Genomic DNA, 23,812 nt, shown 5'->3' on the forward strand with positions numbered 1-23,812 from the left:
ACCGCCACATCACTTAAGGCATGCACCCAGCAGCCACACCAAACTCCCCGTAGCCGCTGCCGCAGGCTGCGCTGGCCCTCAGCCTCACTCGATATCTCCAGGGTTCACACCGGCCAGCGCAGCCTGGCGGCAGCGGCTACGCGGATCGCATTATGGCTGCCAGGGGCTAGTCGATGTTTTTGCAGCGCTCTTGAGATCGAGCGCCGCCCGCGCGGCGCATCGCCGCCTAGCGGCAGCTCCTACATTTGTTGCAACGTGCCATGGCCTGATGGATCGGCGTTGTCAGCCCCGTTTGCCCGCTTTCGATGAACGGGTTCTGGAAACAACCCTTCTATCCCGGTACGCTGGCCGTTAATATGGTCGGCTGCCCGGTGTCCTGCCCGCAACAAGGGCTGACCACGACTTAATTTGATAACGAGAGACCGACATGCTCGATCCCCTGATTCTGCGTACCAAACTCCAGGAAACAGCCGATCGCCTCGCAGCACGTGGCTACAGCCTGGACGTGGTGCGCCTGGAAGCGCTGGAAGCCCAGCGCAAGACCGTGCAGACCCGCACCGAGCAACTGCAGGCCGAGCGTAACGCCCGCTCCAAGTCCATCGGCCAGGCCAAGCAGCGCGGCGAAGACATCGCGCCGTTGATGGCTGACGTCGACCGCATGGCCGGCGAGCTGGCCGAAGGCAAGGCCGAGCTGGACAAGCTGCAGGCTGAGCTGGACTCCATCGTGCTGGGCATTCCCAACCTGCCGCACGAGTCGGTACCGGTGGGTGAAGACGAAGACGGCAATGTCGAAGTACGCCGCTGGGGCACCCCGGCCGACTTCGGCTTCGCGGTTCAGGACCACGTGGCCCTGGGCGAGAAATTCGGCTGGCTGGACTTCGAGACCGCCGCCAAGCTGTCGGGCGCCCGCTTTGCCCTGCTGCGCGGCCCTATCGCACGCCTGCACCGCGCCCTGGCGCAGTTCATGATCAACCTGCACGTCACCGAGCACGGTTACGAGGAGTGCTACACCCCGTACCTGGTGCAGGCTCCGGCGCTCAAAGGCACCGGCCAACTGCCCAAGTTCGAGGAAGACCTGTTCAAGATCAGCCGCGAAGGCGAAGCTGATCTGTACCTGATCCCGACGGCTGAAGTGTCGCTGACCAACATCGTCGCTGGCGAGATTCTCGACGCCAAGCAACTGCCGCTGAAACTGGTCGCTCACACCCCGTGCTTCCGCAGCGAAGCCGGCGCGTCGGGCCGTGACACCCGCGGCATGATCCGCCAGCACCAGTTCGACAAGGTCGAGATGGTGCAGGTAGTGGAGCCGTCGAAGTCCATGGAAGCCCTGGAAAGCCTGACCGCTAACGCCGAGCGCGTGCTTCGGGCCCTGGAACTGCCGTACCGCGTGCTGGCCTTGTGCACCGGTGACATGGGCTTCAGCGCCGTGAAGACCTACGACCTGGAAGTGTGGATCCCGAGCCAGGACAAGTACCGCGAAATCTCTTCGTGCTCCAACACCGGTGATTTCCAGGCCCGCCGCATGCAGGCGCGTTTCCGCAACCCGGAAACCGGCAAGCCGGAACTGCTGCACACCCTCAACGGTTCGGGCCTGGCCGTGGGCCGTACCCTGGTGGCCGTGCTGGAAAACTACCAGCAGGCCGACGGTTCCATCCGCGTGCCGGACGTGCTCAAGCCGTACATGGGCGGCATCGAGGTTATCGGCTAAATGGAGTTTCTGCCGCTGTTTCACAAGCTCAAGGGCAGCCGTGTGCTGGTCGTGGGCGGGGGCGAAATCGCCTTGCGCAAGTCGCGTTTGCTGGCCGATGCCGGCGCGCTGCTGCGCGTGGTGGCCCCGGCCATCGAAACCCAGCTCGGCGAGCTGCTACACAGCAGCGGCGGTGAAGCCTTGCTGCGCGGTTATCAGGAAAGCGACCTGGACGGTTGCCAGCTGATCATTGCCGCCACCGATGACGAAGCGCTCAACGCCCAGGTGTCCACCGACGCCAAGCGCCGATGCGTGCCGGTCAACGTGGTGGACGCGCCGGCCCTGTGCAGTGTGATCTTTCCGGCTATTGTTGACCGTTCACCCCTGGTGGTTGCGGTCTCCAGTGGCGGTGACGCCCCGGTACTGGCGCGGTTGATCCGCGCCAAGATGGAGGCCTGGATTCCGGCCGCCTATGGCGAATTGGCCGGGTTGGCCGCGCGCTTTCGTGCCCAGGTGAAGAACCTCTACCCCGACGTGCAGCAACGCCGTGCGTTTTGGGAAGAAGTGTTCCAGGGCCCGATTGCCGATCGTCAACTGGCCGGGCAGGGCGCCGAAGCGGAAAAGATGCTGGTGGAAAAGATCAACGGGCAGCCGCCCCACGCACCCGGTGAGGTTTACCTGGTGGGGGCCGGCCCCGGTGATCCCGACCTGCTGACCTTTAAGGCCCTGCGCCTGATGCAGCAAGCTGACGTGGTGCTGTACGACCGTTTGGTAGCCCCGGCCATCATTGAGTTGTGCCGCCGCGACGCCGAGCGCATTTACGTGGGCAAGCGCCGCGCAGAACATGCCGTGCCGCAGGAACAGATCAACCAGCAACTGGTGACCCTGGCCAAGCAAGGCAAGCGCGTGGTGCGGCTCAAGGGTGGCGATCCGTTCATCTTTGGCCGTGGTGGCGAGGAAATCGAAGAGCTGGCGGCCCACGGCATCCCGTTCCAGGTGGTACCGGGCATAACCGCGGCCAGTGGTTGCGCGGCCTACGCCGGCATCCCGCTGACCCACCGCGACTACGCTCAGTCGGTGCGCTTCATCACCGGCCACCTCAAGGACGGTACCAGTGACCTGCCGTGGGCTGACCTGGTAGCGCCGGCCCAGACCCTGGTGTTCTATATGGGCCTGGTGGGCTTGCCGATCATCTGCGAACAACTGATCGCCCATGGTCGCGCCGCCTCCACGCCGGCTGCCTTGATCCAGCAGGGCACCACCACCAATCAGCGTGTCTTCACCGGCACCCTGGCTGACCTGCCGCGCCTGGTGGCGGAGCATGAGGTGCATGCCCCGACGCTGGTCATCGTGGGTGAAGTGGTGCAACTGCGCGAAAAACTGGCGTGGTTCGAAGGCGCCCAGCAAAGCGTCTGATCTTTTCGCTGCGCCGTCACTGTAGCCGCTGCCACCAGGCTGCGCTGGCCCTATTGTTCACTGGAGATTTTCAGCGACCACAAGGGGTAGCGCAGTCTGGCGGCAGCAACTGCATGGCATATCCTTATACCCATTGGTTAGTTGCCCGCGCCCGGCTTTTCCTTTCAACTGGCGGTTTTCGCCTGAAAGGGAGTTGCAGGTGCAGCGATATCAAGCATTGGTCATCGGCCTGGGTGCCATGGGCGCCGCCACGGTCTATCAACTGGCCAAGGCCGGGGTCACAGTTGCCGGCATCGACCGACACCATCCTCCGCATACCTTCGGCTCCAGCCACGGCGATACACGCATCACCCGGCTTTCGGTAGGCGAGGGCGCGCAGTACGTGCCCATCGTGCGCGAGTCACACCGCATCTGGCGGGAGCTGGAAGCTGAGTCGGGAGAATCCTTGTTTGAACAATCGGGCGTGTTGGTATTGACCTCCAGCCCCGACTTCGACCCGCACGACGCGTCCGACTTCACCCTGCGCACCCTCAAGCTGGCCCAGACCTACGGTATCGAGCACACACTGCTGAACGCCACACAGATCCGCCAGCGCTTTCCACAATTCGCCCACGTACTCGACAGCGCCATTGGCTACTTCGAGCCCGAAGGCGGCTTCCTGCGCCCCGAGCGCTGCATAGACGTGCAGCTGCGGCTCGCAGAGCAGCGCGGCGCCACCCTGTTCAAGGGTGAGACCGTCACCGGGATCAGCTCGGACGAGCAGGGCGTGACTGTCACCACCAACCTGCGCACGCTACAAGCCGACAAACTGGTGATCAGCGCGGGGAATTGGGCGGGCGACCTGTTGGGCAGCCCGTTCGACCAGCTGCTCAGCGTCTACCGCCAGCAGCTGTTCTGGTTCGAGGCCGATGCCGAACTGGTCGGCGCTTCGCCCACCTTCATCCTCACTCACGGCGCGGGTGACAGCAACGTCAACTACGGCTTTGCGGCGCTGCCGGGCGAAGGCAGCCTGAAAGTGGCCACCGCCCAATACCACACCGTCTCGACCCCCGACACGCTGGACCGAACCGTCTCCCCGGCGCAAGGGCAGGCCATGTACGAGCAACAGGTTCAAGGCCGCCTCGCCGGCGTCGGCCCCACAGTGGTCAAGTCCGCCGTGTGTGCCTATACCGTCACCCCGGACCACCACTTCATCATCGACGAACACCCCGCGTTGCAGCACACCCTGGTGGCGTCCCCCTGTTCGGGCCACGGCTTCAAGCACTCAGCGGCGCTGGGCAAGGCGTTCGCGCAATGGTGCCAGCACGGCAGCAGCGAGTTGGACCTATCATCGTTCTCGCTGCAGCGCTTCGCCATCCCCAGCACGTAAACCATTGTAGGCCCTGCCTTCAGGCTGCGAAGGCCCGCGTGAACCCTGAAGATCCCCAGCGAGCCCATCACTGGCCCCGCTGAATCCCCTTGCCACTCAACCGATCCCGATCATGCGCCACCCCGAAATCCTGCAACGGCCCCTTCGGTACTATCCCGGTCGGGTTGATGGTGGCGTGGCTGGCGTAGTAGTGGTGCTTGATATGCTCGAAGTCCACCGTCTGCGCCACCCCCGGCCACTGATACAGCTCGCGCAGCCAGTTCGACAAATTCGGATAATCGGCAATACGGCGCATGTTGCACTTGAAGTGCCCGTGGTACACCGCATCAAAGCGAATGACGGTGGTAAACAGACGCACATCCGCCTCGGTCAGGTATTCACCCGCCAGGTACCGCTTCTCGCCCAGCAACGCTTCCAGCCGATCCAACTCGGCAAACACCTCGTCGAATGCCTGCTCATACGCCGCCTGCGACGTGGCAAACCCGGCGCGATACACGCCGTTGTTCACCGCTGGGTAGATGGCATCGTTCAGCGCATCGATGGTGGGGCGCAGCGAGTGCGGGTAAAGATCCAGCGTATTCCCGGTCAGCTCATTGAACGCGCTGTTGAACATGCGGATGATCTCCGCCGATTCATTGCTGACAATCCGCTTGAGCTGCTTGTCCCACAGCACGGGCACGGTCACACGGCCGGTGTAGTCCGGGGTTTCCGAGGTGTAGCGCTGGTGCATGAATTCGAGGCCGTCGAGCTTATCGCCCGTCGAGCCCAAGGCGGTGTCGAAGGTCCAGCCGTTTTCACGCATCAGCCAGCTCACCACCGACACGTCGATCAGGCTTTCCAGGCCTTTGAGCTGACGCACGATCAATGTGCGGTGCGCCCAAGGGCAGGCCAGCGACACATACAGGTGATAGCGGCCTGCCTCGGCCTGGAAGCCTCCTTCGCCGCTGGGGCCCGGGCGGCCGTCGGCGGTCACCCAGTGGCGGCGCTGGGCGTTTTCGCGCTGAAAGGCGCCGTCTTTGCTGCTTTCATACCACTGGTCGTGCCAGCGCCCTTCAATCAGCAGGCCCATGTCCTGAACTCCTCGCACACTCGATATGCATTGGAGTCCAGTGTACGAGCATCAGTTCGAATGAAAAGCGCAAAACCCCGGCACTATCTATCGGTTAAATCGATCTGTTGCGTGCGTCCCAGTATTGTCGGGCCAAGGTAAAGGCCTCCTCCCGGGTTTTGCCCAAACCGCGCAGCGCCAGGGCCATGGTCGACAGCACCGCCATCTCGCCATAGCTGTCGATGGCCTCACCGCGCCACACGGCCAGCAACCGGGCAGGTTCCAGGCTGGCCGGCTTCACGTGGCGTTGGGCCGACAACTGCGGCCATTCCTCGTCCCAGCTCTGGCCACCGGTGGTGCCATACAGATGGCTAGGGCTGTCGGGGTTGACCTCGATTTCACCGCCATCGCCTTTGATCACAATGGCGTGATCGCCCAGCAGCCCGCTGGCGTCGCGGTGCACCGCCTGATAACCGGGGTGGAAAATGCTCTGCAGGCCGCAGCGGGCGCCCAGCGGGTTGAGGATGCGCGCCAGCGAGTGGATCGGCGAACGCAACCCCAAGGTGTTACGCAAATCGATCATTCGCTGCAACTGCGGCGCCCAGTCCACCAGCGGCGCGAACGCCAGGCCATGGGTATCCAGCGCCTCACCCACCGCATCCCAGGTGCGCGCCAGCGCAATGCCCACAGTGCCCAGCAACTGCTCGGTGTACATCCGCCCGGCCGTGTGCGCGCCGCCGCCATGCATCAGGATGCGCACGCCATTCGCCGCCAGGCACTTGCCTGCCAGCAAATACCAGGGCAAATGACGCTTCTTGCCAGCGTAGCTCGGCCAGTCGATGTCCACCGCCAACGCCGGCGCCTTCAGGCGCGCACGCAGGGCCTCGGTAAACCCGGCCAGCTCCTCGGCGCTTTCCTCTTTATGGCGCAGCAGCATCAGGAAGGCGCCCAACTGGGCCTCTTCCACCTGCTCGTCCAGCAGCATACCCATGGCCTCGCGCGCTTCCTCACGGGTCAGGTTGCGCGCGCCACGCTTGCCCTTGCCCAAGGCGCGGACGAACTGGGCGAAAGGGTGTTCGGCTGGGGTTTCCAGCAGCAGGGCAGGATGGTCGGTCATATGCAATTGGTCGGCTTGGGCAGGCCCGCCAGCTTGGCGGCGAGTTTGGCGGGAGTGCCGTTGAACAGGCGGTTCAGGTGCGGGCTGTTGCCTTTCTCGGCGCCCAGCTTCAGCGCCGTGTACTTGATCAGCGGCCGGGTGGCCGGGGACAGCTGGAACTCCTGGTAGAACTGGCGCAACACCTCCAGCACCTCCCAGTGGTCGGGCGTCAGGGCAATACTTTCGCGCGCGGCCAGGGCCTCGGCGACGGGCCTGGACCACTCGGTCAAATCTTCCAGAAAGCCGTTCTGGTCCAGCCCAATGCGGCGGCCTTCGACAATCAGTTCGCTCATAGCCAGGTGTTGACCTTGTCAAAATCGATGGAGAGCTGCACGAAGCCGGGGTAGTCGACCACCGTCGCGTCGGTGCTGATGCCCCGTGCCTGCACGTCCTCGGCCAGCGCATACACGCGCCCCTGAAGGTGCGCCAGGCTGTCGTTGAGCAGCGCGTACACCGCGTCGCCGGTCAGCAGCAGGCCATCGTCCTTGCCCAGCAGGCGCAGGCAACTGGCCAGGCGCTGGTCGGTAAAAGGCGAGTGAGACAACACATGCAAAGTAGCCATCAGAGGGTAATCACCTGATCAAAACGGTCAACAAGGGCGGCCAGGGCGTCGTCCTCCAGCACCTGGGCTTCCAGGTTCAAGGACGCTGCGCCCACACCACGCTCGCGCAGGCTACTGGCGGCCACGAACAGTTCCTCCACGCCGAACATCGGCAGCGCCTGCACGTTGGCCGTCAGGTCTTTCTGCTGCACTTGCGCCGGTGCCTGGCCTGGCGTCAGCTGAAACACGCCATCATCCAGAAACAGCATGCCCAACGGCAGATCAAAGGCGCCGCCGGCCAGGGCGATGTCCAGCGCTTCCCGCGGGCCCAGGCCCGACCACGGCGCCTGGCGGCTGATGATCAACACAGACTTGGCCATTTCACTGCCCTCCAAAGGTCACGAGGCGGTCGGCCAGCTGCGTGGCTTCATGCAATTGCCCCAGCCCGGACAGATCCCACGGCGCCGGCAGGTTTGCCGCCGGGCGGCGCCAGCGCTGAGCTTCTGCTTCATTCAGCACGCCACGGCGCAGGGCAGCAGCAATGCACACCACCGCGTCCAGACCGTGCTCGGTAATCAAGGTGCGCCACTGGGCGGCCACGTCCACTTCGTCCTGGGGGGCAACCACATTGCCCGAGGCGCTGTGCACCCCGTCCTGATAGAAGAACAGACGAACGATTTCGTGGCCGCCCGCCAGCGCCGCCTCGGCAAACCGCAGGGCGCGGCGCGAGGAGGGCGCATGGGCGGGGGAAAATACAGCGATGGCGAACTTCATGGCGCGGCTCTATCAGCAAATCTGCCGGAATGATAAAGCCTGAGCGCCAAAAAAGCCCGCTGCACGCACCTCAGCGGGCGTTGTCGTGCAACTCGGGCAGGAACCAGTTCAGCACCAGCGCACAGATACCACCCGTGGCCACGCCCGACTCCAGCACATTGCGCAGCGCCGACGGCATGTGCGCCAGGAACTCCGGCACCTGCGCCACGCCCAGGCCCAGGGCCAGCGACACGGCAATGATCAGCAGCGCACGACGGTCCAGGTGAATGCTGGCCAGGATATTGATACCCGACGCCGCCACCGCGCCAAACATCACCATGGCCGCGCCACCCAGCACCGGCTCCGGCACCGCCTGAATCACCCCCGCCACCGACGGGAACAGCCCCAGAATCACCAGCATGCCGGCAATCCATACACCAATATGGCGGCTGGCAATGCCCGTCAGCTGAATCACGCCATTGTTCTGGGCAAAGATCGAGCTAGGAAAGGTATTGAACACACCCGCCAGCAACGAGTTGGCGCCGTTCACCAACACGCCACCCTTGATGCGCTGCATCCACACCGGGCCCTCCACTGGCTGCTTCGACACCTTGCTAGTGGCCGTCACGTCACCGATGGACTCCAGCGACGTCACCAGGTAAATCACCAGCATCGGAATGAACAATGCCCACGAAAAACCGAGGCCAAAGTGCAGCGGCACGGGCACCTGAAACACCGCTGCCTCATGCATGCCGGTAAAATTCAAACGGCCCATGTACCCAGCCAGCGCATAACCCACCGCCAGCGCGATGACGATGGCGCAACTGCGCATCCACACCACCGGCATGCGGTTCAGCACCACGATAATCGCCAGCACCACGCCCGACAGCAGCAGGTTATCGCCATTGGCGAAGCTGCCGTTGGCCATGGCCGAGAACCCGCCGCCCATGCTGATCAGGCCAACCTTGATCAGCGTCAGGCCAATCATCAGCACCACAATGCCCGTCACCAGGGGCGTGATCAGCCGCTTCACGAACGGCAGAATGCGCGAAATGCCCATCTCCACGAACGACCCGGCAATCACCACGCCAAAAATCGCCGCCATCACGCCTTCCACCGGCGTGCCTTGCTTCACCATCAAGGCGCCACCGGCAATCAGCGGCCCCACAAAGTTGAAACTGGTGCCCTGCACAATCAACAGCCCTGCGCCAAACGGCCCGAAACGCTTGCACTGCACAAAGGTAGCAATACCGGAAATCACCAACGACATGGACACGATCAGGTTCGTGTCATGGGGCAACACCCCCAACGCCTGGCAGATCAACAGCCCCGGCGTCACAATCGGAACAATGATCGCCAGCAAATGCTGCAACGCAGCCAGCATCGCAATCAATGGACGGGGACGGTCTTCCAGGCCCAGCACCAGGTCTTGGCGGTCGGACGGGGAGGGCTGTTGCGGAACAGTCATGGCAGGGCCTTGCGGAAAAAAGAGCGCAATTCTACGTACATGCCCCCCACAAGGCCACTACTGAAACACCGCCAAATCCCCGAAAAACCTGACCCAAAACTCAGCTTTGCGCCGAATCCAGCGTCGAATCCCACCTCACATTCAACACCGAACCAGTCACCGCTGCCGAAGGTTGCGCTGGCCCCCCCTACACTGAAAGTCTCCAGCGAGGCCTAGGGCCAGCGCAGCCTAACGGCCGCCGCTTCAACCGGCGCAACACCGAAAAGCGGCCACAAAAAAGCCCGCCGAAGCGGGCTTTTCCAACTCAACCGCTCAATCAGTCATCACGCCCCATCAGGCCAAACAACTGCAGCAAGCTGACAAACAGGTTGTAGATCGACACATACAGGCTGATGGTCGCCATGATGTAGTTACGCTCGCCACCCTGAATGATCGCGCTGGTCTGGAACAGGATGCACACCGACGAAAACAGCACGAAGCCCGCGCTGATCGCCAGCTGCAACCCGCTGATCTGGAAGAACATGCTGGCAACGGTCGCACCTAGCAGCACAAAGAAGCCTGCGGTAATGAAACCACCCAGGAAGCTCATGTCCTTGCGAGTAATCAGCACGTAAGCCGACAGGCCACCAAACACCAGCGCCGTCATGGCAAACGCCGAGCTCACCACTTCCGCACCGCCCTGCATGTGCAGGTAACGGTTCAGGATAGGGCCCAACAGGTAACCCATGAAACCGGTCAGGGCAAAGGTGGACACCAGGCCCCAGGCCGAATCACGCAGCTTGGTGGTCAGGAAGAACAGACCGTAGAAACCGATCAGCACCACGAAAATGTTCGGGTAGCCCACGTGCATCTGCTGCGACACGTAAGCGGTCACGGCACTGAAGGCCAGGGTCATGGCCAGCAAACCGTAGGTGTTGCGCAGGACCTTGCTGACCTCTAGCTGGTCGGCCTGCTGCCTGCTATTGACTGCGTAATCCTGTTCGCGCATGGCGAGACTCCTTTGGGTTGAAACCGGGTTTGAAACGTTCAGATGCAAAGATCATAACAGACCTGTGCCAAGGGGAAATGAAGAGAGTTTGACAGTGTGTTTCAATCGGGTATTATGCACGCCGCAACAAAGCTGGAAGCGTGGCCGAGTGGTTTAAGGCAACGGTCTTGAAAACCGTCGATGGGCAACTATCCTAGAGTTCGAATCTCTACGCTTCCGCCATACATTCTCCGTTAGAGCCCTGATTATTCAGGGCTTTTTCGTTTCTGGGACTTGGGTTTTCTGGTCAGGTCGCAGCGCATGTGTTCCGCATCGTTTCGATGCGTTCCGCAACTGCTGGCTGATTAGCCTCTACTTTGTGGGGCTTAGAATCTCGCCAACACGGCGATAAACGACCTCGGAAATGCATCAAACCAAGAAGGGCAACCCATACTACTTCGGCGCGAAAGCGCATATCGGTACCGATGATGAGTCAGGTCTGGTGCACAGCGTGGTGGTCACTGCGGCCAATGTCGCGGATGTCACCCAGGTCGACAAACTGCTACACGGCGAGGAAAACGTGGTCTGCGCCGACGCTGGCTACACCGGAGTCGACAAGCGAGAAGAACATAAAGGTCGCCCAGTGCTCTGGCAGGTCGCGGCGCGACGAAGCACCTACAAGAAATACGGCAAGCGCAGCCTTCTTTACAAAATCATCCGCAAGATCGAGAAGGTCAAGGCGCAGACGCGAGCGAAAGTCGAACACCCATTCCGGGTGATCAAGCGGCAGTTCGGTTACACCAAGGTGCGCTTCCGTGGCTTGGCGAAAAATACGGCACAGATAGTGACACTGTTTGCGCTATCGAACCTTTGGATGGCCCGCAGACATTTACTGAGCAGCGCAGGACAGGTGCGCCTGTGATGCAGGAAATGCCTGCTGCGGGAGGTTTTGAACAGCCGAACGCGTAAAACTGACGACGAATCTGAGCGTATTTTTGACGGGATCGCTTTTTTGAGACCTGGGGGCGAGGCTGATAGAAAATGTCGGCGTACTTCAGAGCATCCCTAGGGGTTGTCTGTCGCCCGGGATGTCGTTAAGGTTCGCCCCGCCGCTGCAAATTCAGCGGCACAGGATTGGCGTCCTGGGTCTCGAAGCGGAACATGATAATCGCGCATGCGGTTTTCCTGTACCCGCTGCATGGCAACGTCCTTTATGGGCGGAGCCGTGCGTGGGTGCCTTCGGGCACGCCGGCTAACGAGACCGGTACGCCAACCCGTACGGCTCCGTCCACCTGATTGGCGTCAGGGTGACGGCATGCAAATTTCTCGTTGAGGTTTCACTATGTCTGACAACACCGTGCTAGATACCGTCGTACTCCGTACTATTCGTGGCTTGGGCTATACGCGCCTTAACGACGAAGAAAAATCCTTGATTGAAAACCTGCGCTGGACCCGTTGCGGATTCCATGACCATCCGGACACCCATTCCACCGATATCCGGACACTGATTCCACGCTGATCCGGACACTCATTCCACGAGTATCCGGACACCGATTCCACGGTCATCCGGACACTTTCAGGCAGGCAGCAACGCAGGATTATTCACTACCATCGACCTCTTTTCTCGAAGCGAAGAGGTCGTCGTGGAGCGTTTATCCATGCGTAAAATCCGAGAGGTACTACGCCTAAAGTTCGACGCCGGCCTGTCCGTGCGCAAGATCGCCGCCAGCTTATCCATCGGCCATTCCAGTGCAGGGGATTACCTTTGCCGGTTTGCCGCCAGTGGGCTTCCGTGGCCCCTCGATATTTCTGACGCGGAGTTGAATCGACGGCTGTTTCCACCGGCAGCGCCCGTGCCGAGCGATCAGCGCCCGATGCCTGACTGGTCATGGGTACACACCGAGTTGCGCCGCCCCGGCGTCACTCTGGCGCTGCTCTGGCAGGAATATCGACTCGCTCACCCGCAAGGCTTTCAATACAGCTAGTTCTGCGAGCACTACCGCCTCTGGGCCGCCAAGGTCGATGTGGTCATGCGCCAGGAACACCGTGCCGGCGAAAGGCTCTTCGTCGATTACGCCGGCCAGACCGCCCCAATCATCGACAGGAGCACTGGCGAGATCCGTCAGGCGCAGATCTTTGTCGCCGTCCTCGGTGCCTCCAGCTACACCTTTGCCGAGGCCACTTGGTCGCAAAAGCTGCCAGACTGGCTGGGCTCCCACGTGCGCTGCTTCGCTTTTCTTGGCGGCACATCGCAGATCCTGGTACCTGACAATTTGCGCAGCGGCGTAAGCAAAGCCCATCGCTACGAACCCGATATCAACCCCAGCTACCGCGACCTGGCCGAGCATTACGGCGTGGCCGTGCTGCCTGCTCGCTCGCGCAAACCCAAAGACAAAGCCAAGGTCGAAGTCGGCGTCCAAGTCGTCGAGCGCTGGATCCTGGCGGTGCTGCGCAACCGCCAGTTCTTCTCGCTTGGCGAACTCAATAACGCCATCGCACTGCTGCTCGATCGCCTCAACCACAAGCCCTTCAAAAAGCTGCCCGGCTCACGCCGGTCAGCCTTCGAGGCCCTCGACCAACCAGCACTGCAAGGGCTGCCGGAACACCCCTACGTCTACGCCGAATGGAAAAAGGTACGCGTCCATATCGACTACCACGTCGAGGTCGATGGCCACTTCTACTCGGTGCCCTACCCGTTGGTGAGGCACCAACTCGAAGTGCGGCTCACGGCCCAGACCGTCGAGTGCTTCCACGCCAACCAGCGTGTGGCCAGCCACCTGCGCTCGCTGCACAAAGGCCGCCACACCACCCAAACCGAGCACATGCCCAAGAGCCACCGCGAACATGCTGAGTGGACGCCGCAACGGCTGATCCGCTGGGCAGAGCAAACCGGGCCTAACACCGCTGGCGTCATCGCCTACATCCTCGAGCGCCGAATCCATCCGCAGCACGGCTTCCGCGCCTGCCTGGGCATCCTGCGCCTGAGCAAACAGCACAGCGAAGCGCGGCTGGAAGCCGCGTGCCAGCGTGCGCTGGCACTGGGCGCATGCAGCTACAAAAGCCTCGAATCGATACTGCGCCAAGGGCTGGAGCGCTTGCCGCTGGCCCAGCAAAACCTGCCACTGTTGCCCGACGAGCACATCAATCTGCGCGGCCCCGGCTACTACCACTGACCAGAAAAAGGAGCTTCAAAATGCTACCGAACCCGACCCTGGACAAGCTACAAACCCTGCGCCTGCACGGCATGATCAAGTCGCTGGGCGAGCAACACGCAACGCCCGATATCAATAATCTGAGCTTCGACGAACGCTTCGGTCTGATGGTCGACCGCGAACTGACCGAGCGCGAAGACGCCCGCCTGACCACTCGCCTCAAAGCGGCACGGCTGCGCCACAACGCCTGCCTGGAAGACATCGACTATCGCAGCCCGCGCGGCCTGGACAAGGCCTTGATCCTGCAACTGGGCAGCGGCCAGTGGCTGCGTGATGGCCTGAACCTGATCATCGGCGGGCCAACTGGCGTAGGCAAAACCTGGCTCGCCTGCGCGCTGGCCCACAAGGCCTGCCGCGACGGCTACAGCGTGCGCTACCTGCGTCTGCCACGCTTGATGGAGGAGTTGGGCCTGGCTCATGGCGACGGCCGCTTCGCCAAACTGATGGCCGGCTACGCCAAGACCGACCTGCTGATCCTGGACGACTGGGGCCTGGCGCCGTTTACCGCCGCCCAACGGCGCGACATGCTTGAGCTGCTGGATGACCGCTACGGCAACCGCTCGACGCTGGTCACCAGCCAGATGCCGGTGGACAAATGGCATGCGCTGATCGGCGATCCGACCTTGGGCGATGCGATCCTCGACCGGCTGGTGCATAACGCTTATCGGATCGAACTGAAGGGCGAATCGATGCGCAGACGCGCAACGAAATTGACGGTGGCAGTGGCTTCAGACTAACAATGCAAACCTGCGTCGCTGCGCTCCGACTGCCTGTCCAAGTGGGCGTGAGTCAGGTGTCCAAGTGAGCTTGGAATGAGTGTCCAAATGATCGTGGGCTGGGTGTCCAAGTGTCGTGGAATCCGCAAGCAATCCGCCCTGGGTCAATTTTCAATCGGCAGGGTGGGTCAGTTTTCAATCAGCGCCAACAGCCCGCGATCAAAATCAGGACATTTGCGGCGCCACGAGTAGTCGACACGCCACTTTCTGCAATGTAGCACGTGAAAACTCAGCAGTAAGCCATGTACGACTGATATCCAGTCCGGCCAAGGTTAGCGCATAACAAAGGCTGGCTCGCAAATGCCAGATGAATTCTGCTGACCATTCTGGGGGCAGGCTAACCCCCCCGCGTAGAATAACAAATCTGATAACCTACAGGCCAATACATCTGCAATTCGCACCACGTTCAGAAACGTCACGTTACGCTCAACGCGCTCAGTCTTACCAATATGATGGCGATCCACCGAGGACAGGCCTGCAAGGGCTTCCTATGATAAAGCAAGGGCTTTCCGACGTGCATGTACTGCCGCTCCAACCTGAGGATGTGCATTGGGTATAGGATTTAGCCGAGATTCTTACCATCGGGAGAATCTCCCCCGCATCATGGCGTTGTGGGAGCGGGCTTCACGATCCATTTTCGCCTTCAGCTCGTGAAGCGCCTATTGACGAAAAGGGGCACAAACCGTGGCCCGGCTGGAGCAAACAAGGAAGATAGGACGCGGACAGCGCTGAGAGGGGTTAGAACTGCTAATTGCGCACTGGATCTATAGAAAATATGGAATAATTTTGTTGCCTACTAATCGGTAGGCGGAGTCACTAAATATTCAGTGACTCCAAGCCGACTTAAGCTAACGCCGCGTCAAGCAGAGTTAGTAGCTGGTTGCTGTTCTTGATAAACTCACCATGGTCAAGATGATAAATCTTACTAATCGAATTAAGGCCAAGCACGATGTCACTATACTTCGCGGAGGTATCCCGAATTAAAATACAAGGAATCGCCGATTGTGTTGCCCAGCCGATCTCTATACACATTCCGTCTGATCTCATAGGCACACCGTTTACACTTGGCCAGATACCAATGTAACAGCATGCCTCCACAACTCCCTGGTAATCTCGAACAGTTTGTTCAAAAGCGCCGCCTGGCTCAAAACTTACGCCATGAGTAAGATAACCTTCAACAAGCGCCGATCGAACCTTTAAACCATGCGACTCGACGGTATTGATAGCAAGTTCAACGGACTTCTTTAAGCTTTGGTTATAGCCACCTTCACTTAAAGCATGCATGACCGGCCCTCCAATGAAAACTGCGCGTTTTGTATTCGCATTGGAAATGCTTTGAGTGCGCGCCTGGAGAATCTGCATCATGCGAATGCCCTTATAACCTTCTTTCGCTTATAGCTCGGGGTTTCGCTTAACTTAGTTCTTTGTATGAATTCAACTTTGATAGTGGGTTCAATATTGATAAGTAATGACTCCACAAGCTGGCTTTTAGAGGAGGCAGCCAGTTCCTCCCCGGAAACCACCACAAACTCAAACCTAATTTCTCGGGGTGCTTCTTGGACAAGTCGAAATTCTTTCAGAGTAGACGCGGGCCCAGTAAACAATGTATCTACTATATTTAGTAGTGTCGCACTTGAAACCTTCGATCCATCTTCTCGAAGAAAATAATCGTCAGCCCGCCCTCTGATCTCGGAAAATCGATTCCCAGCCTTGGTGCAGGAGCAAACCCCAACGCTCTTATCCCAGCTAGCAAGATCGCCTTGATCATATCTTATTAATGGCATTACCCAGCTTCTAAAATCCGTGGCAACCACTTTGCCAAATCCTGAATCATCAACATCCAGAAGTTCTATGTGCAAGCCTTCTTCGTTGACATGGTAATGGCCTGCGGAACACTCGTACGCAATCACGCCAAGCTCTACCGAAGAGTATTCATCTAATACAGGAACACCAAAAATTTCGGACAATTTACTGCGCTCAACTCTTGAACTTTGCTCGCTATTTGTTGAAATGGCGCGAATGCCGAACCGACTTAAATCCCCGATGGGTGAAAGCTCCCAAAGATGACTAGGAAGCGCACACAAAAAAACTGGCCGAATCTTTGCGAAGTGTTCAATTAGCGCATCAAGCGGAGGAACCTCATTCAAAGTAAAAGTACGATAAGCCCCTAAAAGCGAGGATAACCAGCCTCGCGACATGTGAATGTTATATATCCACCGATCAGCAGATAACGATTCGTTTATATAGGAAGCATACTGCTTAAATGATTCAAGAGTTTCAACAATAGCTGCGTTCTGGTCGTAAAAAACCTTCAGTGATTTCCCTGACGATCCCGATGTGCCAACAAAATAGGTGTCGATCGCTTTTCGGCCGAGCGACAAACGATCATCATCATTCCAGCGGTTTAGAATACTACGAGTTAACACTGGCAAGCTCTTAAAGTCGGCCTCGGATCTTATTGACCCTAGCTCGTAACCTACGCTTCGATATATCTCAGAGTACATTGGCACGTTCGCAAATGCAAAATCAACTAGTTGAGATAGCACTTGAATTTTGGTTTTATGTTCTCCTTGAGGTAGCCAGCCTGTTGGCGATAGGCGATGGCAGGGACTTACTCCCGTCTTGAAGATATCCAGTGCCAACGCCTGCATTTCGAGAGTTTCTAGCTCGTCCTCTGGCGCTCCTACACGGCTACGTTTATAGATATCCTCGATATTAAAATGATTATCTTTCGTATTGTAAATCTTTGCGTCATCCATGAGCTTTCTCCAAGTTTAAATAGGTCGCTGGTAGCCAGGAGCGCGTAAGCCTCCTTTTTCGTAAATCTCAAAGAAACAGCGATTATAATCCAACACTCCATACTCTGTAGCGGAAACAGGACCTGCGGAAAAATTCCCTTGATCTAGGACAGATTGAAGCCCTTCAAGCATTGTTTGCTCTTGTCCGAATACTGCTTCATCTAGCCTCCCAGCCAAGTATCGAGAGGCTTCAATTTGCCTACTGGTTACATCTATCTTCAAGCCAAGACTTCGGATTATGGATGAATTTGGTCCGGCAGGCATAATTTGCATTATATCGACGGCCTCCGGATGAATAAAAAAAGAAAAATTCGGAAACAGATTAAAATTCATCCAAACATCACCCAGAACATCGGGAATGCCTTCAAATTTAGGTAGTATTTTGTGATAGTTGCGTGAAGTCCAAAGTTTCGGCGTTCTCTGCTTCATAGGCAAAGCAGCATGCCACACACCATGTGGATATAAAACCTCGGTAAACCCCCTATAGCCGAATAAGTCATTGTACTCTGGATGGATACATGGAATATGATCGGCGTTCCTGTCATTTTCCATGATAAGCTTCCAGTTTGCTTGGAATTCTGAAGTTTCTGGAGAATAGCTCATTATCATTTCAGGAATTCGATAATAAGAAATGATCTCTCTGAACCCTTCAAGTGTAACCGATGGTGGCGGAGTGTCGCCCCCAAGCTGAACAAAAATCATGCCCTCAAATATATCAACGGCGTATTCATGTAGCTTGCAGTCGTTTTTTGAAACGTGCGGAAAGTCTTCCTTCCATCTAGGAATGTTGGATAAACTGCCATCTAGCCCGAATGACCATCCATGAACCGGGCACAACATTGACCGAGTGAGAATGCCACTTTTCTCATTAACTAGTCGAGCCCCACGATGGGGGCAAGTGTTAGCGTAAGCTTTATGCTCACCATCTTTTTTTCTCAGTACAATAACTTCCAAGCCTGCCAAGTTCATAGTTACAAAGCTTGAGGCTGTGGGCAACATGCTTACGTGGCAAGCGAACTGCCAGCTTTTCCGTATTATTTCATTAATATCGAATGCGTATGCTTGCGAGGAAGTAAAGTACCAGCTTTCAAGTGATACATGTCCAAATTTTCGAGCTTCGTTTTTTAAGCGCTCATGGTTGCCACTAAGAATGTGCTGATACAATTTAGGGCTGATGTATTTGTAGTTTTCTGGATTCATATTTGGCCTATGTCTATAAGCATATCACGCGACTATTTGCGCAAATTCGGCTTCTACATCGACATTAATAGTTTCGCCATTCGTCGGAAGCGTTGGCAGTACTGACGACCTCCAAGACATCCCTAAATCACAAATCCGCTTCAGGAAGAGATCCGGCTCTAGATCTTCCGGGTGCACAAGCGTTTTGGTATTCCAATGACCTTCAAGAATCAATTGGGCAGCCGCAACAGCAGGAACCGCAGTTGTGTATGCAGTAACATGTGCGCCGATATCCTCAATGCATGCTTCGTGGCTGCATACGCTGTAATATATCATCGAGCTAGTCACATTCTGCTTGCGCCCTTTAATAACTACAGCAACACAAACTTGGCCTTTGTATGTTGTCGCCAAACTGAACGGTTCAGGCATCAATGCAGCAAGCACATCTATGGGAGCTACTTGGACATCACGAACCAAAATTTTATCACGAGATACCAATCCAATGCGCTCCAGCGTTTGGAGCGTTTGGCGGAATTGGTCACCGATGCGCATCCAGAATTCTATTGCCGCATTTGGGAATTTCTCAGCTAGAGAATGAACCTCTTCGTGCCCCACTGAATACATCAGATGTTCACCGACGCCCGGCAGACAATATCGTCTGGATCGCGAAAATGCAGGCGAAGTATGCCAATTCCCGCCTTCGCGGTACGACGTCTCTTCACATAGCTCTTTGAGGTTCACTGATGGATTAAAATTTGTAGCAAAAAAATGGCCGTGCGTTCCATTATTCGCACATAAAAGGTCAATTTCTAATATTTCGTCAAAATCATCTTTTTGCGCTTTGGCGCAAAAGCAATTGACAATACCTGGATCAAACCCGATTGAAAGTAAGGCAGTCAAACCCGCCTCAGAGAATGCACTCTTAAGCTGCTTTTCAGGTTGGTACCAAGGAGGCGAAACATTGAAATCCGATTCCGCCTCAAAGAGAGCAGTATCCAAGTAATGACACCCGCTATCCAAGCAGGCCCCCATCACTTGAAGGTGCGTGTCAGGCGTGGCGAGATTGATTACTAATTCAATTTCTGACCACCGTAAAAGCCTCGCCAGATTTTCTCGATCAAGCGCATCACATTCGTGCCAATCCATTAGGAGGCCGTAATCGCGTAGAACATCGCTACAGATCGACTGAGCAGTCATTGAGTTTCGAGCAATGAGATTGCACGCGAAATACGTACCGCATTTCTTCGCAATTAACCGGGCTGTTGCTGCCGCGATAGTTCCCGAGCCAACGATCGCAATCTTTTTCATGACAAGTGCTTCGCATTTAGAACTCCGTTTCTACTAGATGCCAAAGGCATCTCCATTACCTCAATCATTCGTCTCTTCAATCGCCAAAATAGTCCAACGCAAACGGCTAGCAAACCTATCGTTAGACCGTACCAAATCCCTTGGGGACCTAAGCCAGCTGGCCCTGAAAGCAACAGTCCACCAGGTACTCCAACGGCCCAATAACCCACTAAGACATACATCATAGGTATAGCCGTATCCCGCAACCCCCGAAGAATGCCTAGATATACTATCTGTAGTGCATCCAAAATCGTAAAGGTTGCACCAATCAGAATTAGCTGAGTGGCCAGGTTTTGGGGGCGTTCTAGAGAGCTTGATTCAAAGCCAAAGTACAACTTAGGGATATCTGTTGAAAGCAAAATCATTAATGCGCACAATAGTACGGATACAGATATGCAGCCCAATATAAGATTGCGCACCATCTCTTTTAATTCTTGGTTGCGTAACGTGCCGAGCAGCAACCCGATTTTAATAGTTGCCGCCTCGCCAAACCCTAATACGAAGACGATTGCCAGTTCGGTTACTTGATATGCTATCGCATGCGCGGCCAAAACCTCTGCGCCATATATGCTAATCAGGTAGGTTGAGGAGGCAAAAAATCCCACCGTGGCAATTTCAATTACGCCGATAGGCGAGCCGAGCTTTAAAACCTGAATCGCAGACTTAAAGCATAACGCCATGCTTATTTTGCAGCTAAATAAGATCCTTACCTCTTTCCTCAAATAGACAACAATAGTCCCCAGGATGACAAGACTGCTTATAAGCGTGGATAAAGAGGCTCCCGAGACGCCCATAGCCGTAAAGCCTAAATTTCCGTAGATGAAGACCCAATTAAGTGCCGCATTGGCGAGGAACCCTAGTATTGACGCTACCAAGACACAAGAGGCTTTGTCGTGAGCACTGGCCAATTCCCACCCAGCGATCGACAGCAACATCGGAAAAACGCTCAGAGCAGCGATTCGGTTGTAGTCGCCAGAAATAGCGGATAGCGCAGTGTCGATGCCAAACAGGACGAATAAGTGCTCTGCTGCGTACATTACTCCGATGGCCATCAACGAAAGTCCCAGGCACAGCAAGATAGTACCGCGCATTACCGCTGCCTGCCCAGATTTGTCATCTGAGCCTAGCGACTTGGTATACATTGGTGCAAAGGCCAGCACTACTCCATCACCAAATACTACAAGGAGTAGAAATAGCTGGATCCCTAAAGTTGCACCAGCTAATGTCTCAGCGTTTACGGCGCCGAGCATGATAGTGTCGACGATAGTATTAGCCAGCATTAATAGATTGGCGAGTCCCAATGGGATTGCCAGTTTATAAATATCGAGCATCGGCGCAGACCATAATCGCGCTATTTTGCTATCCATGCTTACCATCGCCTCTCCGTAATAGCACTGACTTCAAAAGTGCATTTGCTGTGTAATTGCTCAATAGATGTAGCGCCGGCACGAGAAATTGCTATCCGGCAAACACTGCTCCAATGGCTTAGCAAATCCTCCACTGTTCCTGAAGGCGTCAATCGCCTTGAGACGCCTTCTGCCATTAGCTCCGAGCTGATCTTACCCACTTGACTCATGCCAGCGTACAGTTTATAAAAATCCCCATCCTCTTGAATAAGAGGTGCTGCGCTTTCTATAGTTGCGGCGAAGGACGCTCCCATCATCACTGCACTTGCGCCAAGAGCGAATGCCTTAACCGCTCTGTCGGGCGATGCAATCCCCCCATCACATATAAGCGGTATCCGAGCATCACGGCATGGCTGGGCGCAATCGAGAACAGCAGCAAGCTGAGATCTGGCACATCCTGTCAACTGCTCTCCTCGATTTATAGAAGCGGAGGTCATACCTACGCGAACCGCATCTACTCCAGCATCGATCAAGCGTAAAGCACCGTCTTTTTCCGTAACATTGCCTGAGATTATTGCCAAATCTGAACAATTTTTCCTCAGATGACGGATCGCAGTTAGGTGCAAATGTGGCTGAAAATGCAAAGTGTCCAGCGCAACAAAGTCAATATGTCCATCGACCTGTTCTAGCCAGGCGTCAATGATCGACGGAACTGGTGGTAGAAGAACCCCCAATTGCGCATTATTTCTCTGCGCATAAAGTGCAGTTTTATAGTGATCCTGCCACTTATTCAGATCCCAGTCAGCGGTAGGCAACGTGACAATCCCCCCAAGCCTACAAATCTCTTGGCTTAGGGCTGGGCTGACGACGCTATCCATAGGAGACGGAAGAAAAGGGCAGTGCTTATAGACTCTAGAGGCGAACTTGAAGCTGACATCCACAGCTTCCGGAGATATCTCCGAAAGCTGCGGAATAAGTGACAGCTCATCGAAGTCCAGTCTCGAGTAAAATCGAGTTGGCCCCATGATTAATTAAAACTTTACTGGGCGATCTGCTGTGAAGATCTTTTTATGGCCTCGAATCATTTTTTCTGCGCTATTTGCGATGACGTCTTCGATTGAAAACATCTGCTGTTCCTCGGCAATCCGGCTCATCAGCATGATATTGAACAGGACGTCCCCCAGTTCATCGCAGAGATTTTCAATATCGTTATTTTTGACTGCCTCGGCGACCTCCTCCGTCTCTTCACGAAGATGATCAATAATACTTTCCCAAGTTTCTGCCTGGTCGTTTGGGCAGCCGCCTGGCGCACGCAGGATTTCTACAACCTTTCGCAATTTTGCCAAGGGCATGATTTTTTCAATTTCTGAGTAATGCCTGGCTTTTCGAATAGTACGATCGCCAATCGTGTATACCTTACCACCCTCTAAAGCCTGATAAGTGACCTTGGACTTATCAAAGTTTGTATTTTCCGCAGCTTCCTGAACCATCAAGGGGATCTGCATGCTATGGGGAGATCCATCTTTAGTGAGTACGACTAGATCGGTTACCTTTCCGATCCTGAACATAGTGGTGAGTTTCAGACCCAATACATCCAAGTGCGATAATTCCGGACAGAACGAGTATACTTCACGGCCTGCTGCCAGCTGAGAAATCAACTCAGGAGCAATGGACATTGTATAGGTACATATTAAGAGAATACTCTCCGATGGAGTATTCACGTTGGTAGAAATAAGGTTAGGGGGCATATCAGTTATTGCTAATTTCTTGGCGTCACGCTTTACCAATTCAGCGATTTTCGGGTTTGAGTATTCCATCGCAAGTAACTCCTTCCATTGAGTAATTTTGGCATAGAAAGCGTAGCGCTTCCCTTTTTTAAGTATCAATACCAAATGTAAAAAATAATTCAGCTTTCCGTTTGAGGTATTTTCCACTCGATTGAATGTCACGATTAGAATTGCAACATTTTGTTTCAGGCCCACGCGTTGCCCCGTTAGGGAGTTAGCTGACCCCCTTCTCTAGCAAGCGCAATACGCCCACTTCCGCTCTCGGACGACGTAGCCAAGTTTGAACCGCACCCCGCCAGGCTTACCTTTTGCCCCGGGCAAACCCGTCACTCGCACCCACGACTACAAACGCCACGGAACCACATCGTTGTTTGCGGCACTGGACATTGCTACGGGTGAAGTCATCGGAAGATTGAAGCGACGCCATAGAAGCACTTGCATTGAGCTAACTGCAAGGTGGCTTGGTTTTGCAGGGGTAGGAGTGCTCTTTCAGTAGTTTCCTGAAGTGATGTAGGAAGTTTCCCTGGTTCTAGTTTTTGGATGTTTAGTATTTCAAAATGTAAGTATATGTAGGGCTTTTCTCTTATCCTTGTGGGAGCAGTAGGAAGCTGATGCGCGAAAGCTGGCTTGCCGATTTCAGAAAACCCTCAGAGTTGCCGACGAACGGTCGTCGATAAATTCATGTCGCTCGCTTTTTCTCACAGTGGAGAGGGCAATTCTGTATCCACGTGAATCGGACGGTTCCAAAGGGCGAAGGCGGTCGCCCGTCCTACCCGTTGATGTCGATGCTGCGGGTTCACTTGATGCAAAACGGGTTTGGCTACAGTGACCCGGCGATGGAAGAGGCTTTGTACGAGACCACGATTCTTCGCCATTTTTCGGGTTTGAGTCTGCAGCGCATTCCCGACTAAACCACCATCCTCAACTTCCGCCGCCTGCTGGAAAAAAATGAACTGGCCGGG

At 56.1% G+C, this 23,812-nt stretch carries 20 protein-coding genes, 1 tRNA gene and 4 pseudogenes; 10 read left to right on the forward strand and 15 right to left on the reverse strand.

Annotation, left to right across the window (positions count from 1 at the left end):
* The first annotated feature begins 427 nt into the window (after positions 1 to 427).
* From serS to solA, 3 genes are all read left to right on the forward strand, one after another.
* Positions 428 to 1,708 carry a serine--tRNA ligase gene (serS, locus tag PMM47T1_RS12335; RefSeq protein WP_008369097.1) on the forward strand — a complete coding sequence of 427 codons (1,281 nt, stop codon included), beginning with the start codon at positions 428 to 430 and terminating at the stop codon, positions 1,706 to 1,708.
* Positions 1,709 to 3,103 carry a siroheme synthase CysG gene (gene cysG / locus PMM47T1_RS12340; RefSeq protein ID WP_008369099.1) on the forward strand — a complete coding sequence of 465 codons (1,395 nt, stop codon included), beginning with the start codon at positions 1,709 to 1,711 and terminating at the stop codon, positions 3,101 to 3,103.
* A gap of 199 nt (positions 3,104 to 3,302) precedes the next feature.
* Positions 3,303 to 4,472, forward strand: a complete 1,170-nt coding sequence (gene solA / locus PMM47T1_RS12345; RefSeq protein ID WP_043300960.1) for an N-methyl-L-tryptophan oxidase — start codon at positions 3,303 to 3,305, stop codon at positions 4,470 to 4,472.
* A 67-nt stretch (positions 4,473 to 4,539) separates the two neighbouring features.
* Here the strand turns inward: solA and PMM47T1_RS12350 are convergent, their stop codons facing one another.
* The 8 genes from PMM47T1_RS12350 to PMM47T1_RS12385 all read right to left on the reverse strand — a co-directional run bounded on the left by PMM47T1_RS12350 (position 4,540) and on the right by PMM47T1_RS12385 (position 10,426).
* On the reverse strand, positions 4,540 to 5,541 hold the full coding sequence (locus tag PMM47T1_RS12350; RefSeq protein WP_008369104.1) for a glutathione S-transferase family protein: 1,002 nt from the start codon (positions 5,539 to 5,541) through the stop codon (positions 4,540 to 4,542).
* Between the two features lie 94 nt (positions 5,542 to 5,635).
* Positions 5,636 to 6,637: a glycosyl transferase family protein gene (locus PMM47T1_RS12355; protein ID WP_008369107.1), complete on the reverse strand. Its 1,002-nt coding sequence runs from the start codon at positions 6,635 to 6,637 to the stop codon at positions 5,636 to 5,638.
* On the reverse strand, positions 6,634 to 6,969 hold the full coding sequence (locus PMM47T1_RS12360) for a TusE/DsrC/DsvC family sulfur relay protein (RefSeq protein WP_008369110.1): 336 nt from the start codon (positions 6,967 to 6,969) through the stop codon (positions 6,634 to 6,636). Before PMM47T1_RS12360 ends, PMM47T1_RS12355 begins: the two co-directional genes overlap by 4 nt.
* On the reverse strand, positions 6,966 to 7,238 hold the full coding sequence (gene tusB / locus PMM47T1_RS12365) for a sulfurtransferase complex subunit TusB (protein WP_008369112.1): 273 nt from the start codon (positions 7,236 to 7,238) through the stop codon (positions 6,966 to 6,968). The genes PMM47T1_RS12360 and tusB overlap by 4 nt, the downstream gene beginning before the upstream one ends.
* Positions 7,238 to 7,597, reverse strand: coding sequence for a sulfurtransferase complex subunit TusC (gene tusC / locus PMM47T1_RS12370; RefSeq protein ID WP_008369114.1), 360 nt, complete (start codon positions 7,595 to 7,597; stop codon positions 7,238 to 7,240). Before tusC ends, tusB begins: the two co-directional genes overlap by 1 nt.
* Before the next feature lies 1 nt (position 7,598).
* Positions 7,599 to 7,991, reverse strand: a complete 393-nt coding sequence (tusD, locus tag PMM47T1_RS12375; protein WP_008369116.1) for a sulfurtransferase complex subunit TusD — start codon at positions 7,989 to 7,991, stop codon at positions 7,599 to 7,601.
* Between the two features lie 70 nt (positions 7,992 to 8,061).
* Positions 8,062 to 9,438 carry a nucleobase:cation symporter-2 family protein gene (locus tag PMM47T1_RS12380; RefSeq protein WP_008369118.1) on the reverse strand — a complete coding sequence of 459 codons (1,377 nt, stop codon included), beginning with the start codon at positions 9,436 to 9,438 and terminating at the stop codon, positions 8,062 to 8,064.
* A 316-nt stretch (positions 9,439 to 9,754) separates the two neighbouring features.
* A complete protein-coding gene (locus PMM47T1_RS12385) occupies positions 9,755 to 10,426 on the reverse strand; it encodes a Bax inhibitor-1/YccA family protein (RefSeq protein ID WP_008369120.1) in 672 nt (223 codons plus the stop codon).
* Positions 10,427 to 10,560: 134 nt separating this feature from the next.
* Between PMM47T1_RS12385 and PMM47T1_RS12390 the strand changes: the two genes are divergently transcribed.
* From PMM47T1_RS12390 to istB, 5 genes and pseudogenes are all read left to right on the forward strand, one after another.
* Positions 10,561 to 10,648: transfer RNA gene (locus PMM47T1_RS12390), tRNA-Ser, on the forward strand.
* Between the two features lie 178 nt (positions 10,649 to 10,826).
* Positions 10,827 to 11,327, forward strand: a pseudogene (locus PMM47T1_RS12395) (IS5 family transposase); the annotation flags it as partial.
* Positions 11,328 to 11,747: 420 nt separating this feature from the next.
* A complete protein-coding gene (locus PMM47T1_RS29765; RefSeq protein ID WP_157212985.1) occupies positions 11,748 to 11,924 on the forward strand; it encodes a hypothetical protein in 177 nt (58 codons plus the stop codon).
* A 139-nt stretch (positions 11,925 to 12,063) separates the two neighbouring features.
* Positions 12,064 to 13,578 (forward strand): annotated as a pseudogene (gene istA / locus PMM47T1_RS12400) (IS21 family transposase).
* A 20-nt stretch (positions 13,579 to 13,598) separates the two neighbouring features.
* Complete coding sequence (gene istB, locus PMM47T1_RS12405) at positions 13,599 to 14,354, forward strand: IS21-like element ISPsy14 family helper ATPase IstB (RefSeq protein ID WP_008369123.1); 756 nt, start codon at positions 13,599 to 13,601, stop codon at positions 14,352 to 14,354.
* Between the two features lie 882 nt (positions 14,355 to 15,236).
* Here istB and PMM47T1_RS29770 read toward each other — a convergent pair.
* Genes PMM47T1_RS29770 through PMM47T1_RS28625 form a run of 7 tightly spaced genes read right to left on the reverse strand, consistent with a single transcriptional unit; the run spans position 15,237 to position 23,045 of the window.
* Positions 15,237 to 15,758, reverse strand: a complete 522-nt coding sequence (locus tag PMM47T1_RS29770; RefSeq protein ID WP_157212986.1) for a hypothetical protein — start codon at positions 15,756 to 15,758, stop codon at positions 15,237 to 15,239.
* Entirely contained in the window at positions 15,755 to 17,152 is a 1,398-nt protein-coding gene (locus PMM47T1_RS29775; RefSeq protein WP_157212987.1) for a phenylacetate--CoA ligase family protein, read from the reverse strand. Before PMM47T1_RS29775 ends, PMM47T1_RS29770 begins: the two co-directional genes overlap by 4 nt.
* A 15-nt stretch (positions 17,153 to 17,167) precedes the next feature.
* A complete protein-coding gene (locus tag PMM47T1_RS29055; RefSeq protein WP_081492641.1) occupies positions 17,168 to 18,391 on the reverse strand; it encodes an aromatic ring-hydroxylating oxygenase subunit alpha in 1,224 nt (407 codons plus the stop codon).
* Positions 18,392 to 18,415: 24 nt separating this feature from the next.
* Positions 18,416 to 19,678 carry a saccharopine dehydrogenase C-terminal domain-containing protein gene (locus tag PMM47T1_RS29060; RefSeq protein ID WP_081492642.1) on the reverse strand — a complete coding sequence of 421 codons (1,263 nt, stop codon included), beginning with the start codon at positions 19,676 to 19,678 and terminating at the stop codon, positions 18,416 to 18,418.
* On the reverse strand, positions 19,675 to 21,084 hold the full coding sequence (locus tag PMM47T1_RS12415; protein ID WP_157212988.1) for an MATE family efflux transporter: 1,410 nt from the start codon (positions 21,082 to 21,084) through the stop codon (positions 19,675 to 19,677). The genes PMM47T1_RS29060 and PMM47T1_RS12415 overlap by 4 nt, the downstream gene beginning before the upstream one ends.
* Positions 21,085 to 21,086: 2 nt before the next feature.
* Positions 21,087 to 22,088: an IMP dehydrogenase gene (locus PMM47T1_RS29065; protein ID WP_081492643.1), complete on the reverse strand. Its 1,002-nt coding sequence runs from the start codon at positions 22,086 to 22,088 to the stop codon at positions 21,087 to 21,089.
* 6 nt (positions 22,089 to 22,094) lie between these two features.
* Entirely contained in the window at positions 22,095 to 23,045 is a 951-nt protein-coding gene (locus PMM47T1_RS28625; RefSeq protein WP_157212989.1) for a MazG nucleotide pyrophosphohydrolase domain-containing protein, read from the reverse strand.
* A gap of 82 nt (positions 23,046 to 23,127) precedes the next feature.
* Between PMM47T1_RS28625 and PMM47T1_RS29070 the strand changes: the two are divergent.
* Together PMM47T1_RS29070 and PMM47T1_RS28630 are read left to right on the forward strand one after the other, a co-directional pair.
* Positions 23,128 to 23,283 (forward strand): annotated as a pseudogene (locus PMM47T1_RS29070) (IS630 family transposase); the annotation flags it as partial.
* A gap of 307 nt (positions 23,284 to 23,590) precedes the next feature.
* Positions 23,591 to 23,758, forward strand: a pseudogene (locus PMM47T1_RS28630) (transposase); the annotation flags it as partial.
* Between the last annotated feature and the right edge of the window lie 54 nt (positions 23,759 to 23,812).

The organism is Pseudomonas sp. M47T1, assembly GCF_000263855.1.
Lineage (GTDB): Bacteria > Pseudomonadota > Gammaproteobacteria > Pseudomonadales > Pseudomonadaceae > Aquipseudomonas.

Bases quoted from the DNA above. Each gene is read 5' to 3' on its own strand.
- tusC (WP_008369114.1), bottom strand. From the start codon at position 7,597: ATGGCCAAGTCTGTGTTGATCATCAGCCGCCAGGCGCCGTGGTCGGGC.
- istB (WP_008369123.1), top strand. From the start codon at position 13,599: ATGCTACCGAACCCGACCCTGGACAAGCTACAAACCCTGCGCCTGCAC.
- cysG (WP_008369099.1), top strand. From the start codon at position 1,709: ATGGAGTTTCTGCCGCTGTTTCACAAGCTCAAGGGCAGCCGTGTGCTG.
- PMM47T1_RS29055 (WP_081492641.1), bottom strand. From the start codon at position 18,391: ATGAATCCAGAAAACTACAAATACATCAGCCCTAAATTGTATCAGCAC.
- PMM47T1_RS12355 (WP_008369107.1), bottom strand. From the start codon at position 6,637: ATGACCGACCATCCTGCCCTGCTGCTGGAAACCCCAGCCGAACACCCT.
- PMM47T1_RS29770 (WP_157212986.1), bottom strand. From the start codon at position 15,758: ATGATGCAGATTCTCCAGGCGCGCACTCAAAGCATTTCCAATGCGAAT.
- tusD (WP_008369116.1), bottom strand. From the start codon at position 7,991: ATGAAGTTCGCCATCGCTGTATTTTCCCCCGCCCATGCGCCCTCCTCG.
- PMM47T1_RS12385 (WP_008369120.1), bottom strand. From the start codon at position 10,426: ATGCGCGAACAGGATTACGCAGTCAATAGCAGGCAGCAGGCCGACCAG.
- PMM47T1_RS29775 (WP_157212987.1), bottom strand. From the start codon at position 17,152: ATGGATGACGCAAAGATTTACAATACGAAAGATAATCATTTTAATATC.
- PMM47T1_RS29065 (WP_081492643.1), bottom strand. From the start codon at position 22,088: ATGGGGCCAACTCGATTTTACTCGAGACTGGACTTCGATGAGCTGTCA.
- tusB (WP_008369112.1), bottom strand. From the start codon at position 7,238: ATGGCTACTTTGCATGTGTTGTCTCACTCGCCTTTTACCGACCAGCGC.
- PMM47T1_RS29765 (WP_157212985.1), top strand. From the start codon at position 11,748: ATGTCTGACAACACCGTGCTAGATACCGTCGTACTCCGTACTATTCGT.
- PMM47T1_RS12415 (WP_157212988.1), bottom strand. From the start codon at position 21,084: ATGGATAGCAAAATAGCGCGATTATGGTCTGCGCCGATGCTCGATATT.
- PMM47T1_RS12360 (WP_008369110.1), bottom strand. From the start codon at position 6,969: ATGAGCGAACTGATTGTCGAAGGCCGCCGCATTGGGCTGGACCAGAAC.
- PMM47T1_RS12380 (WP_008369118.1), bottom strand. From the start codon at position 9,438: ATGACTGTTCCGCAACAGCCCTCCCCGTCCGACCGCCAAGACCTGGTG.
- PMM47T1_RS12350 (WP_008369104.1), bottom strand. From the start codon at position 5,541: ATGGGCCTGCTGATTGAAGGGCGCTGGCACGACCAGTGGTATGAAAGC.
- PMM47T1_RS29060 (WP_081492642.1), bottom strand. From the start codon at position 19,678: ATGAAAAAGATTGCGATCGTTGGCTCGGGAACTATCGCGGCAGCAACA.
- serS (WP_008369097.1), top strand. From the start codon at position 428: ATGCTCGATCCCCTGATTCTGCGTACCAAACTCCAGGAAACAGCCGAT.